The 12,863-nt window shown below is 60.9% G+C and carries 14 protein-coding genes; 7 read left to right on the forward strand and 7 right to left on the reverse strand.

Annotation, left to right across the window (positions count from 1 at the left end; all coding sequences use genetic code 11):
• The first annotated feature begins 58 nt into the window (after positions 1 to 58).
• The 6 genes from Q0X18_RS10970 (at position 59) to acpP (ending at position 4,289) form a co-directional block, all read left to right on the forward strand.
• Positions 59 to 817: an S-adenosyl-l-methionine hydroxide adenosyltransferase family protein gene (locus Q0X18_RS10970; RefSeq protein ID WP_297562266.1), complete on the forward strand. Its 759-nt coding sequence runs from the start codon at positions 59 to 61 to the stop codon at positions 815 to 817.
• 89 nt (positions 818 to 906) lie between these two features.
• Complete coding sequence (gene rpmF, locus Q0X18_RS10975; RefSeq protein WP_297562268.1) at positions 907 to 1,098, forward strand: 50S ribosomal protein L32; 192 nt, start codon at positions 907 to 909, stop codon at positions 1,096 to 1,098.
• 188 nt (positions 1,099 to 1,286) lie between these two features.
• The gene (locus tag Q0X18_RS10980; RefSeq protein WP_297562270.1) at positions 1,287 to 2,264 is read left to right on the forward strand and encodes a beta-ketoacyl-ACP synthase III; all 978 of its coding nucleotides are present in this window, start codon (positions 1,287 to 1,289) and stop codon (positions 2,262 to 2,264) included.
• A gap of 25 nt (positions 2,265 to 2,289) precedes the next feature.
• A complete protein-coding gene (gene fabD / locus Q0X18_RS10985; protein WP_297562272.1) occupies positions 2,290 to 3,210 on the forward strand; it encodes an ACP S-malonyltransferase in 921 nt (306 codons plus the stop codon).
• A gap of 14 nt (positions 3,211 to 3,224) precedes the next feature.
• Positions 3,225 to 3,962 carry a 3-oxoacyl-[acyl-carrier-protein] reductase gene (fabG, locus tag Q0X18_RS10990; RefSeq protein WP_297562274.1) on the forward strand — a complete coding sequence of 246 codons (738 nt, stop codon included), beginning with the start codon at positions 3,225 to 3,227 and terminating at the stop codon, positions 3,960 to 3,962.
• 93 nt (positions 3,963 to 4,055) lie between these two features.
• Positions 4,056 to 4,289, forward strand: a complete 234-nt coding sequence (gene acpP, locus Q0X18_RS10995) for an acyl carrier protein (protein ID WP_297562276.1) — start codon at positions 4,056 to 4,058, stop codon at positions 4,287 to 4,289.
• A 169-nt stretch (positions 4,290 to 4,458) separates the two neighbouring features.
• Here acpP and Q0X18_RS11000 read toward each other — a convergent pair whose 3' ends face one another.
• Together Q0X18_RS11000 and Q0X18_RS11005 are read right to left on the reverse strand one after the other, a co-directional pair.
• A complete protein-coding gene (locus Q0X18_RS11000) occupies positions 4,459 to 4,686 on the reverse strand; it encodes a cold-shock protein (protein WP_297562279.1) in 228 nt (75 codons plus the stop codon).
• Positions 4,687 to 4,935: 249 nt separating this feature from the next.
• Positions 4,936 to 5,775 (reverse strand): ABC transporter substrate-binding protein, encoded by an 840-nt coding sequence (locus tag Q0X18_RS11005; protein WP_297562282.1) that lies wholly within the window; start codon positions 5,773 to 5,775, stop codon positions 4,936 to 4,938.
• Positions 5,776 to 6,572: 797 nt separating this feature from the next.
• Here Q0X18_RS11005 and lepA point away from each other — a divergent pair.
• Positions 6,573 to 8,372: a translation elongation factor 4 gene (gene lepA / locus Q0X18_RS11010; protein WP_297562285.1), complete on the forward strand. Its 1,800-nt coding sequence runs from the start codon at positions 6,573 to 6,575 to the stop codon at positions 8,370 to 8,372.
• On the opposite strand, the gene Q0X18_RS11015 is transcribed toward lepA, so the two are convergent.
• The 5 genes from Q0X18_RS11015 to Q0X18_RS11035 all read right to left on the reverse strand — a co-directional run bounded on the left by Q0X18_RS11015 (position 8,369) and on the right by Q0X18_RS11035 (position 12,822).
• Entirely contained in the window at positions 8,369 to 9,160 is a 792-nt protein-coding gene (locus Q0X18_RS11015; protein ID WP_297562288.1) for a type II secretion system protein, read from the reverse strand. The two genes, lepA and Q0X18_RS11015, sit on opposite strands and share 4 nt — an antisense overlap.
• A 37-nt stretch (positions 9,161 to 9,197) precedes the next feature.
• The gene (locus Q0X18_RS11020) at positions 9,198 to 9,572 is read right to left on the reverse strand and encodes a prepilin-type N-terminal cleavage/methylation domain-containing protein (RefSeq protein ID WP_297562291.1); all 375 of its coding nucleotides are present in this window, start codon (positions 9,570 to 9,572) and stop codon (positions 9,198 to 9,200) included.
• Positions 9,562 to 10,017 carry a Tfp pilus assembly protein FimT/FimU gene (locus Q0X18_RS11025; RefSeq protein ID WP_297562293.1) on the reverse strand — a complete coding sequence of 152 codons (456 nt, stop codon included), beginning with the start codon at positions 10,015 to 10,017 and terminating at the stop codon, positions 9,562 to 9,564. Before Q0X18_RS11025 ends, Q0X18_RS11020 begins: the two co-directional genes overlap by 11 nt.
• Positions 10,014 to 12,074 (reverse strand): hypothetical protein, encoded by a 2,061-nt coding sequence (locus tag Q0X18_RS11030; RefSeq protein ID WP_297562296.1) that lies wholly within the window; start codon positions 12,072 to 12,074, stop codon positions 10,014 to 10,016. Before Q0X18_RS11030 ends, Q0X18_RS11025 begins: the two co-directional genes overlap by 4 nt.
• Positions 12,075 to 12,237: 163 nt before the next feature.
• Entirely contained in the window at positions 12,238 to 12,822 is a 585-nt protein-coding gene (locus tag Q0X18_RS11035) for a response regulator transcription factor (protein WP_297562299.1), read from the reverse strand.
• Positions 12,823 to 12,863: the final 41 nt, after the last annotated feature.

Raw genomic sequence — 12,863 nt, forward strand, 5'->3', positions numbered from 1 at the left:
TGCGGGCTTTTAGAGGGTGAGCTGTGCACCGGGCGCTTTTTGTATAGACTGCGTTTAGATGCGGGAAATCTTCTTTCTCTCCGATTTTGGCCTAGCCGATCCCTACGCTGCGGTGGTCAAGGCGGTGATGCGGCAAACTGCTCCTGGTGTGGTTATTCACGATCTAGCCCACAACCTGCCTCCGGGCGATCTGAATCGGGCCACCTACATCCTGTATGAGTCGGTACCCTATCTACCCCGGCAATCGGTGGTGCTGGCGGTGGTCGATCCGGGGGTGGGCTCCTCCCGCCGGGCGGTTTTGGTAGTGGGGGAGCGGCTTTGCTACGTGGCTCCGGACAACGGCCTGCTCACCCTGGCCTACCTGCAAGACCCTCCACGTAAGGCGTACCTGCTCGAGAACCCTGCCTACCACCTGCCCCGCAAATCGGCCACCTTCCACGGGCGCGACGTGTTTGGACCGGTTGCAGCCCACCTGGCCACGGGGGTTGAGCCAGCCCGCTTTGGCCCGGAGTTGCCGGTTGCGGAGCTGGTGCGCCTGCCCATCCATCTGAACTTTGGCAACCAGGGCGAGATTCTGACCTTTGACCGCTTTGGTAATGCCATCACCACCCTATTAGCCACCCCGGCCCAGATCCGTGGCAAAACGGTGCGCATTCGCTATCATCGCATCCCGGTGGCTTCGCACTACGCCGAAGTGCCAGTCGGGACGGCCCTGGCCTATGTGGGCAGCGCTGGGCTTTTAGAGGTCGCCATCCATCTGGGCAATGCCCAGGAGCAGCTGGGCCTTAAACAGGGCGACCGGGTGGAGCTAGGTTGACCTTTTGGGCTTCAGCCTGTAGATTGGAGAACGGTTTGTCGAGCACAACCCCACCCAGGGGTTGATACTCCCAAAGGAAGTGACCCAAGATGGCCAAGCACCCAGTACCCAAGAAGAAAGTCTCCAAGTCCCGCCGGGACATCCGCCGGGCTGCGGTCTCCACCCTAACAGCCCCCACTCTCACCAAGTGCGCCAACTGCGGGGCCATGATACCGCCCCATGCCGTCTGTGATAGCTGTGGCTATTACGCCGGGAAAAAAGTACTGGAAGTCAAAGCTTAAAACCGGCTTCAAAAGCCCCCGACCGACGAGCGGTGTCGGTCGGGGGCGTTCTTTTGTAGGCTGCCATTGTCGCGCCCAGCCGAGCCTGCCGTCTAGACTTAGTCCAAAACGCATTCCGGCACAAGGGGGGGGCGGAGTGTTATCTTTGTTGAAGTGCCCTATGTGTTTAGGGCAGCTTTAGGAGGCGAATGAATACCGGTATCCTTGCCCTTGGCACCTACGCCCCCGAGCGGGTAATGACCAACCACGACTTTGAAAAGATACTGGACACATCCGACGAATGGATTGTTAGTCGCACAGGTATCCGCGAGCGACGCCTGGCTGCCGAGGGGGAGTTCACTTCCCACCTGGCCTTCAAGGCAGTCGAAGACCTGATTCGCCGCCATGGAGAAAGTGCGCTGGAAGGGGTGGATCTGGTCATTGTGGCCACCAACACCCCCGATGCCCTTTTCCCCGCCACGGCTGCCCTGGTGCAGAACCGCTTTGGTTTGAATGCCGGCGCTTACGACCTGCTGGCCGGCTGCCCTGGCTGGGGGTACGCCATTGCCCAGGCCCATGCCATGGTGCATAGCGGGCTGGCCCGCAAGGTGCTCACCATCGGCTCCGAAACCCTCTCCAAAATCCTCGACTACACCGACCGCTCCACGGCGGTGCTGTTTGGTGATGGGGCCGGGGCAGCCGTCATTGGCCCGGTGCCGGACGGGTACGGCTTCAAGTCGTTTGTGCTGGGGGCCGACGGTTCGGGGGGCAAGGAGCTGATGCTGCGCTGTATCGCCGACAAGCTGCCCGACGGCAGCCCCATGGGGCAGTACGCCTACATGAACGGGCGCGAGGTTTTCAAGTTTGCGGTGCGGGTGATGAACACCGCGACCCTCGAGGCCATCGAAAAAGCCGGCCTGAAACCCGAGGACATCAAGTACCTGATTCCCCACCAGGCCAATGCCCGCATCATCGAAGCAGCCCGCGAGCGCCTGGGGTTGCCCCCCGAGCAGGTCTGGGTCAACGTAGACCGCTACGGCAACACCTCCACGGCCTCCATGCCCATCGCGCTGCAGGAGGCCCTGGACGCAGGTAAGATCCACAACGGCGACCACATCCTCTTTGTGACCTTTGGCGCTGGCCTCACCTGGGCCGCCAGCGTGATGACCTGGTGGCAGCCGGACTAGGGCCGTGGCCTTGATGAGGTGAACCATGATTGCAGCTTTGTTCCCCGGACAGGGGTCGCAGGAAATTGGCATGGGCAAGGCGCTTTATGAGGGCTCGAGGGCGGCCCGCGAGGCCCTGGATCGGGCCGAGGCTGCTTTGCCCGGTCTGCTCAAGCTGATGTGGGAAGGCCCGGAGGAGGAACTCAAACTAACCGCCAACCAGCAGCCGGCCCTTTTGGCGGTGGGCTATGCGGCCTTCCAGGCCTATCTGGAAATGGGCGGTGCGCTACCCAGCTTTGCAGCGGGGCACAGCCTGGGCGAGTGGACGGCCCATGTGGCCGCCGGCACCCTCAGTCTGGAAGACGCCCTGCGCTTAGTGCGCAAACGCGGGGAGTACATGCAAGAAGCCGTACCGGTGGGGGCGGGGGCCATGGCGGCTGTTTTGAAGGTTCCGGCCCAGACCATTCAGGAGCTGACCGCCGGCATTGCCGGGGTGGAGATCGCCAACTACAACTCGCCCGAGCAAACCGTCATCTCCGGCACGGCCAAGGGAGTTGCAGAGGCTGCTGAAGTGTTGAAAAGCCACCGGGCTCGAGTCATACCCCTGCCGGTCTCGGCTCCGTTTCACTCCTCGCTGATGCGGCCGGCTCGGGAGCGCCTGGCCGCCGACCTGGCCCAGGTGGAGTTCTCCACCCCCCGCTTCCCGGTGTACTCCAACGTGCTGGCCCAGCCCGAGACCCGCCCTTCGGTAATTCGGGAGCTGTTGCTGGAACAGATCACCCATGCCGTGCGCTGGGTAGAGATTCTGCAGCACCTGAAGGCGCAAGGGGTGAAGGTGTACCTCGAGTTCGGTTCCGGTAAAGTACTCACCGGCCTGGTGGGGCGCACCCTGGAAGGGGTGGAGGCCCGTTCGCTAACCAGCCCGCAAGAAATCGCCGAGTGCCTGGCCATGCTAGGGCAAGGCTAACATCTGGAGGAAGTATGCGAAAAGCGCTGGTAACAGGTTCGTCGCGTGGAATCGGAAAAGCCATTGCCCTGGAGCTGGCCCGGCGGGGCTATGCCCTGGCGGTGCACTATGCCGGCAATCAGGCCGCCGCCGAGGCCACCGCCGCCGAGGCCCGGGCCCTGGGGGCCAGCCAGGTGGTGGTGCTGGGGGCCGACCTGAGCAGTGCGCAAGCGGCTCAAAAACTCGTAGCCGAGGCCAGCGCCGCCCTGGGGGGGCTCGAGGTGCTGGTCAACAACGCCGGCATCACCCGCGACACCCTTTTGATTCGTATGAAGGACGAGGACTGGGATACGGTCATCGCCACCAACCTGAGCGCCATCTTCCACACCACCCGCGAGGCCATCAAGCTGATGATGCGCGCCAGATGGGGCCGGGTCATCAATATCAGCAGCGTGGTGGGCATCCTGGGCAACCCCGGCCAGGCCAACTACGTGGCGGCAAAAGCGGGCCTGATTGGCTTCACCAAGTCGGTAGCCAAGGAGTACGCCACCCGTGGCATCACCGTCAATGCCGTGGCGCCGGGGTTTATTGAGTCGGACATGACCGCCAAACTGCCCGAGCAGGTTGTGGCCGAGTACCTCAAGCAAATCCCCGCCGGTCGCCTGGGCAAGCCCGAGGAGGTGGCCAAGGCCGTGGCCTTTCTGGCATCGGATGATGCAGCCTACATCAACGGACAAACCCTGTGTGTGGATGGCGGCATGACCCCGCACTAGAATGCTCGAGCCCTGTAACTCAGAGCCGAGGCTGGTTTTGATGTGGTAGAATCCCGCACGGTAGAATAAACCCTAATCTATGGAGGTTAAAACATGGCAATCCTAGACGATGTAAGAGAAGTGATCGTGGACAAACTCGGCGTGGATGCCGACAAGGTAGTGCCCGAAGCCCGCTTTATCGAAGACCTTGGCGCCGACAGCCTCGATACCGTAGAGCTGATCATGGGCCTGGAGGACAAGTTCGGGCTGGAAATCTCCGACGAAGACGCGGAAAAGATTCGCACCGTACAGGATGCGATCAACTTCATCCAGAGCAAGCAAGCCTAGGTCGGTTTCGGTTGGCACCCAGTACAACAAGTGGTGTTGTGCTGGGTCTTTTTTTCCACATGGCGCGCCGCGCGGTTGCAAACCACCTGCACCAATCAATCAGAACCAGCCCTGCCCATAAGAAGCAAGGAAGGGGCTTTGGTTGCCCCTCCCTTTAGGACGGTTACTCTCAAAAACGCTTGGCCGGCTCGACCACACTCACGTTGGCGGCCTGAGGGCCTTTACCGTTCTTTCCGGGCTCAATGTCGAAGGTTACTACGTCGCCTTCGTTCAGGGTACGAAAGCCACGAGACTGAATGGCGCTATAGTGCACAAATACGTCCGGCTCCCCCTCTTCGCGCTGGATAAAGCCATAGCCCTTCTCTGCATTGAACCACTTGACCTTACCTTTTTGCATACTGCTCCTTATCACGGGCAACTGGAACGTAACCCGGCCCGGGACCAAGGCGCTGAACTACCCAAACATCATCCGACCACCGCTAGCCATGGGCAACCCCCTTAGCCAGGCTGTGGACAAAACAACATGGGCCACCTCAGAAAACTCCCAGACGCCTCAAGATAGCACTACACAGCAAACCATGTCTACCCATCAAGCAAAACGCCCGCCGTCACCAGCGAGCGTTTTTCAATTGGTCTGTCTCGGCCATCAGGGGCGCCAGATCGGCACCGTGGTGGGATCGATACCCCATTCCTTGGCCAGGTAGGTCTGCGAAAGCTTCTTAAGGGTACCGTCTTTTTCCAGAGCTTCCAGAATTTTGTCGACCTGGGCCCGGTTGGGGTTGCCTTTGGTAAACAGCGCTCCGTAGTTCTCGCCGGTCTTGAACTGGCCCACCACCGCCAGGGCTCCCCCCGACTTGGCCGCCTCCGAGAGCACGATGGAGGTGTCGATGATGAAGGCATCAATCTGACCGGCCCGCAGCGCCGTGAAGCCCGCAGCCACATCCGGGAAGACCCGGGTCAGGTTCTGGGGGTGCTTGAGGGTCTCGCTCAGAAACTTGGCCGCCGTGGTGGCCTGCTGCACCCCCAGGCGGGCGGTCTTGAGGCTGGCCGGTGCGTTGAACTTGGCTTTGTCGGCTGCCCGCACCAGCACGCCGATATCCGAGGAGAAGTAGGGCCTCGAGAAGTCCACCACCCGCTTACGGGCCTCGGTGATGGTGATCTGCGAGAGGGCAAAGTCGAAGTTGCGGGTCTGGCCGGCAATCAGGGCATCCCAGGCCACGTTCTGCACCACCACCTTGTCCAGCCCCGCGCGGTGGGCAATGTTGGCGGCCAGGCAGTACTCGAAGCCGTCCTTGATGGTGGCGGGGCTGTCGCCGTTCCAGAAGCCCGGCCCCGGCAGGTTGGTCTGCACCGTTAGCTGGCCGGCCACCGCCGGGCGGATGGGAAACTGGCCTTTGGGGCCGGTCACTTCGCAGTTGCCAATTTTGGTCTGGGCCATCCCCAGCGAAGCCAAAACCGCCAGTCCTAGAATCCCGATTTTTTTCATGGAAACCTCCTTAGGCACCCATCTATGCGCTCTGCTCAACTTTACAGAACCCAGTAGAGGGCGTCAATGCAGGGCAAGTATGAACCGCAGGCCGTCGTCTACCAGAGACATCACCTCGAGCAGCCCCAAGCCCACGCACCCCTCGAGGTCGTCCCTGTCGAGGGTGATTTACTTGGCACCCAAAACCCAGGTTGTCGTACTATTAATCTCAGAGTTCAGGTAGGCCCCAACCGTCAGGTTGATGGACTCGAGCGCAGAAAAAATCATGAGATTGAACCCTGTGCTTTTCCTCTGTTCATTGTTCCTTGGAGCCTGTAGCTTCGTTTACACAGGATCAACCGTTACACCACAACCCATCACCGAGACCGCTCTGTCCTCACGCTATGGCCTGATTGCACTGAACGCTGCCATTTTGGAAAGAGAGGAGGAAGGCGGGTGGGAACGGGTGGTTTTTCGCTTACAACCCAACTACCCACTCCCGCTGGCAAACACAGGGGATCTGGGTCGCCACCTTCGAGCCCAGCTCGAGATTCGACAGTGGCGCTTGCAATGCGAGACCTCGAATTCCCTGCCCATCTTCGGCGGGCCTCACTACACCCTGCGGGTGGTTCGCGGGACGGAGGGAGCAGGCCTTTTCCTGCAACCGGCAGGGGAGCCCGGCACCTACAGGCTGGAAGTGGGCCCTACAAACCCAGACCCGCCGCCTTTTTCTTGCCCATTCCGCTAATTACTCTTGCCTGCCAAGCGCCCGCCGTGATTACAGACTTTCCCACCGCATCGGCTACAATGGGTAGGCTGTGCAGGAGAGGATTCGCAATTTTTCTATCATCGCGCACGTAGACCACGGTAAGTCTACGCTGGCCGACCGCATTCTTCAGATGACCAAGGCGGTCTCGGATCGAGAGATGCGCGAGCAGTTTTTGGACTCGCTGGAGCTCGAGCGCGAGCGCGGCATCACCATCAAGGCCAGCGCGGTGCGGCTGTTTTACCAGAGCAAAGCCGGAGAAACCTACATCTTCAACCTGATTGATACCCCCGGCCACGTGGACTTCGGCTACGAGGTGAGCCGGGCCCTGGCCGCGGTGGAAGGGGTGTTGCTGGTGGTGGACGCTTCGCAGGGGGTAGAGGCCCAGACCATCGCCAACTTCTACCTGGCCATGGAGCACGAACACACCATCATCCCGGTGATTAACAAGATTGACCTGCCCGGCGCCCAGCCTTTGGAGGTGGCCCTGGAAGTTGAAGAAGTGCTGGGGATTCCCGCCGACGAATGCATTTTTGCCTCGGGCAAAACCGGCCAGGGGGTGGATGAGATCCTCGAGGCCATCGTGGCCCGCATCCCGGCCCCCAAGGGCCGCCCGGAGCACCCCCTCCAGGCCCTGATCTTCGACTCCATCTTCGACGCCTACCAGGGGGTGATTCCCTACGTGCGGGTAATGGATGGCAGCATCCAGCCCGGTGACAGCATCCGCATCTGGTCTACCGGCAAGGTCTTCGAGGTGGACAAGGTAGGGGTCTTCCGGCCCGGAACGCTGGAACCGGTAGGCCAGCTTGGCCCCGGCGAGGTGGGCTGGATTACCGCCGCCATCCGCGAGATTGGCGATGCCCAGGTAGGCGATACCATCACCTCGGCCCAGAACCCCTGTGAAGCCCCCTATCCGGGCTTCCAGCCGGCCAAACCGGTGGTGTTTGCCGGCCTCTACCCTACCGACACCCAGGAGTACAACCGGCTGCGCGAGGCCCTGGAGAAGCTCAAGCTCAACGATGCAGCGCTTTCATTTGAACCCGAGACCTCCGAGGCGCTGGGCTTTGGCTTTCGCTGCGGCTTTCTGGGGCTGCTGCACGCCGAAATTGTGCAGGAGCGGCTCGAGCGCGAGTTCGACCTCGACCTCATCTCCACCGCCCCCAGCGTGATTTATCGGGTCAAGCTCACCAGCGGCGAGGAGATCGAGATTCACAACCCCTCCGAGCTGCCCAACCCCGATAAAATCGAGGCCATCTACGAGCCCTACGTCAAGCTCACGGTGTACACCCCCGAGGAATATGTGGGCTCCATCATGCAGCTTTTGCAGGAAAAGCGCGGCAAGATGGGCAACATGCACTACATGGGCAAGCGGGTGGAGCTGGTGTACGAGGTGCCCTTCGGCGAAATCCTCTACGACTTCCACGACCGACTTAAGTCCATCAGCCGGGGCTACGCCTCCATGGACTACGAACAGGCAGGCTACCAGGAAGGCGATCTGGTCAAGGTGAGCATCCTGGTCAACGAGGAGCCGGTAGATGCTCTGGCCTTTATCGCCCACAAAGACAAAGCCTATGGCATTGGGCGCGAGATTGTGGACAAGCTGGCCGAGGTTATCCCCCGCCAGCAGTTTGCGGTGCCCATCCAGGCGGCCATCGGGGGCAAGATTATTGCCCGTGCCACCGTCAAGGCCTTGCGCAAAGACGTGCTGGCCAAGTGCTACGGCGGCGACATCACCCGCAAGAAAAAGCTATTGGAAAAGCAGAAGGAAGGCAAAAAGCGCATGAAGGCCATCGGCAAGGTGGACGTGCCGCAGGAGGCTTTCCTGGCAGTGCTGTCGGCCGGGCGCGATTAGTTCAGGCTAATTTCGCTGAGCCGCTGGGGCAGGTTACGAGGGGCTGCCTCAAAGCGCAGAGGGCTGGCTGGCACGCGGGAGTCACGCCCGCCCTGCCTTATCTCGCCCTGTAACGAAAAGCGCACCCGCACCGCGCTGTGCTCGGCCCGAAGCGGTACAGGTGGGGTGGTCGGGCAAGGCACCGGGGTGGCCAGACCTTCCTCGTCAAAGCCCAAGCAGTCGGCAAAATTCACCACAAAACCGCCCGGCTGCACATAGTCAGCCAGCAGGTTGCCGCTGCTGCCCGGTACGGTGGTGGGCATGATAGCCGGCAGTCCATTGGGCAGGCGGTTGCTGCCCACCACCAGGTTACGCTCGTAGATGTACAGCAGCCATTTATCGTTGTTGGCAGGGTCGGGGCCGGGGTTCTCGGCCCCGCTGGCCCGCGCGACCACCCAGCCCCGGTTGAGGGGGTAAATCATCACAAACTTCACCACTTCCACCCCACCCTCTACTCGAGGGGGCTGGAGCAGGGCAATGGCCGGATCCAGGCCAATCTGCCAGGTATTGCTGTTGGTGCGCGGGTTGCGTACGCTATAACCCCCCGCACTTCCAATGGTGAGGGTTGTACCAGGGGGGTATATAAAAGCCGCCGTAGAAAGATAATCGCTCACCAGGTTACCGGCATTGCGCAGGTCTTCGGTGAGGAGCTGGGCATTTTGTACAAAGCGAAGGCTATCGCTGCTGCTGCGCAACCCGGCGGCAATTAAGGTCAGAATGGCCACCCCAACAACGGCTGCAATCAGCATTTCAACAAGGCTAAGACCGTTTTTGTGCATAACGCCTCTACTGGGGTGGCCCTACCACTTCGGTAACGAAACGGTAAGCCCGGTTTTGCGGGCCGGTGAATTGAAGGGTCACCCGGCGCAGCACCACCTGGGTTCCGATGGTTTGAACGTCTTCGGTGGCAACGGTGAGGTTTCTAAAACTGCTGGGAAGCGCTACGGAGGGGGGTGTTCCCGCAGTAAAAGCCGCCCTTGTCGACCAGCTAGCCCGCAGGGTGTCGAAGTAGCTGCGAGCAAAAGCCTGGGCCTGGGTGTCTATCTGGGCACCCCGGGTAAGAGAGAAGCTCGAGCCAAAGTAGCTCAACATCAAAATGGTGATGGAAAGGATGGCCAGGGCCACCATCACCTCTACCAGGGAGAAAGCGTTACGGCGCACGCACCACCACCTTGCCGGTGCTGCCCACAATGTGCACATTAAGTACCCGGTTGCCCGGCCCCCGGAGCGCAAAAGTACGGTTGGCCGCGTTGACAATACCGTACGGAGCCATAAAGGTAATGCTGCCTCCACCAGAAGGAACGCTCTGGAAAACCACGCCCGCAGGCAACGGCTTGCTGGTCAGCAACGCCAGCTCGCTGGTACGGCCCACTTTGTAGGTGCTGCCGCCAGCACTGGCTTGAAAGGAGAAGTTGAGCGACTGCCGGCGGGCTTGTTGGCGAATACTAAGGAGTTCAGTCGCGACCTGAGTAGCCGCCTCGCGGATGACCAGGCTTTGTCGGTACGCGTTTAGCGAGACAAAACCCACCCCCAGCAGGATGCCCAGCACGGCCAGCACAATCAGAAACTCCACCAGGCTAATGCCCCTTTGCGAATATCTGCTCACTGCCCAATCACTTCCCATATACCTCTTCTAAGCTGGGCCTGCTGCCCACCGGGTACTCGAGGGCGCAGGCGGTTGTCGTGGTAGATGGTCAGGCCCGCGGTGCCGTCTCCGGGGCCCGGCACAAAGATGCCGGTGTCGGCAGCTACCAAAGCCCCGCGCAGATCCCAACGCCCGTTGAGCTTGGGGTACTTGCGCTGGGACAGGCCAAAAATTGCATTGGCCGAGTAGAGCAGGCCATCGGTGCGGAGTGGGCCGGTGCCTCGAGCGTTCATGGAGTTGGCCCAGAGGTTCTTGAGAATGCCGTTGGTGAAGGTGCTCGAGGTCACCTCGTAACGGGCCGCGCGGGCCAGGATGCTCTGGGCCTGTTCAGCCGTGAGGGTGGTGCTGCTCAGCACCGTGTCGCCGCGGCAGAAGGAGACTCGAGCCCCTGCCGTAATGGTGCTGTACTCTGCATACCTTTGTGGTTGGTGGCTACAGCCAGCAGCAAAATAGATTTGATTCTCGCCAAAGGTATAAAAGCGCGACCGGTAACTGTTGTCGCGCAGGTAGCGTTGCAGCTCCCGCCGGTTGAAATTGGCTATCTCGGTAAGAGCCAGGTTGGGGCGCGGGCGCTCTTCTGGGTAGCAGGCAGCATTGGTGGGGTTTTCTCTACAAAAGCTGATGGTAGGTTGGTTGGAGCGTGCGCTGAGCATCTGCTCTTCGGTTAGGCTTTCTATGTCGCTTTGAACGGTCATAAAGTCGCCTACCGCTAAATTGCCGCCTGCTATTAGGTTGAGTTGGGGTAGGCGGCTGGGGTTGCTGTAATCGCAGGGAACCAGGGTACTCCCAGTACCGCAGTCGTAGGTCAGATCCCCCATCACGTAGAGGTTGCCGCGGGTCAGAAGGGTGCCACTGCCGCGAACAAATCCCCTCAGCACCACATCTCCATTAATGAACACCGTACCGCTCAGCTCAATCGGGATGACAGAGCCATCCAGCAGCACATTCGTGGGGTTCTGGCCCAGATCGGCCGAGGTTCGGGTCTGCACCGCGCTCCCGCCCGGCCAGGCCACGCCGCCGCTGGGGTTGAGGACCATAGCCGCCCTAAGGGTGCCCGCGCTGTAGCTCTCGTTGGTTCCGGCCAGGCTCGAGCTCACCTCGGCGTTCCACTCGGCATCGTCGATGAGTCGGTTGTTGTTGGTATCCGGGATGGGCAGGGGAAAGCGATCGGGCAGCTCGCCATCGGGAAAGCGGTTGCCAAACGCCGCCAGATTGCTGCTATCGGGGTAGTTGTAGTAGAGGTTTTGCGGGGTGGTGCAGTTGCTAGGGGTCGAGCAGTCGGCCGGGGTGGCTGTAATGAGAGTGGTTGAGCGAATGCGGGTATCACCCGGGTTCATAGTGGTGTAGTAGCGGTTGGAGGGGCCTACAGCGCCGCTGTACTGCCGGCTGATGGTGCCTCGAGTCACCAGCGAGCCATGCACTACACCCGCTTCTTCGTCGTCGCGCATGATCAGGCTTTCCAGCACCCCCACCTTGGCCCGCCGCCACCAGGTGCTGGGGTCGCTGGGGTTGGGGTTACCCCGCAAAGCATCCAGGCTTTTTACGTCCAGGTGGCAGAAAATGCACTCGGCATTGTTGGTCAGAAGGGCATAGTCGAACGGGAAGAAGGCCCGGTCTACCCGGAAGACCTGCCGCAAACGCCGGGTGGTTCCATCGGCCAGGGTGCCGGTGGAAGTGACAGTCAGCACGATGGCGTCGGGGTCGGTACTGGTATCGTCTTGTCGCGAGACCTGCACTACAAAGCTCGAGCCATCCCCCAGGCTTTGCGGAGCGCCAAACAGGCTGGCTATGGCAGCGCCGTTGGATAGGCCAATACGGTTTAGCTCAGCGGCATAGGCCGTCACGCTTCGAGAAGTGGCATTGGCCAGCACCTGGTGCCACAGCCGGGCCACGGCCCGCTCGAGCCCTGCCTCAGCGGCGAATTGCGCCTGCGAGGTGCGCAGGGCATCCTGGGCATTGCGGCGGTTGGAGAGCGATGTAAGCGAGGCAATGCTAACCAGAATGATGACAATAAACATGAATACCAGCGTTGAAACCAGCGCAACACCTCGTGTCGTTAGCATTAAATGCCCCCATACGCACATCAAGTCTCATGAATATGGTTGGAATTATAACCCATATCAAGCCCAGAAGCCCACTCCTCTCAACGCAGCGGGTGTCCAGCCAGGCCAGGGGTTCTCCCTATGTGTTCAGCAGCCCCAGGCTGCGGGCCCGCTCGAGCGCCTCCACGCGGTTGCGGGCCTCGAGTTTTTCATAGAGCCGCACCAGGTGATCCTTGACGGTTTCGGGCGAGATGTGCAGATGGCGGGCAATTTCTTTGGTGGAGAGGCCCTGGGCCATCCACTGCAAGACTTCTTGTTCGCGGGCGGTTAGTTTGGGCAGCTCGGGGGCCCGCAAGCGGGGCTCCAGCCCCAGGCCCAGCCTGCGCAGACGCTCAGCCAAAGCCTCCGGGGGCAGCTCTTTCGACCAGTAGGCGTCGGCACCGGCGTAGGCAGCTTGCTGAACCAGCACGGGTTCGTTAAAGGTGGTTAGCAGGGCAATAAGTCCGCCATAGCGCCGTTCTCGCAACATCCGAGTAGCCGCGATGCCATCCATCTGGGGCATGCGCACATCCAGCAGCACCCCATCGGGCAGCAGTTCCAGGCCCAGCTTGACTGCTTCCTGGCCATCACCCGCCTCGGCCACCACCGCAAAGCCCTCACGCTCGAGGGCCGCCCGCAGGCCCATGCGAAACAAAGGGTGGTCGTCGGCAATCAGAAGGCGCATCCAGCTATAGATTAGCAAGTTGCAGCCTGATAAAAAGCCTT

The sequence above is a fragment of the Meiothermus sp. genome (assembly GCF_026004075.1).
Classification (GTDB): domain Bacteria; phylum Deinococcota; class Deinococci; order Deinococcales; family Thermaceae; genus Meiothermus.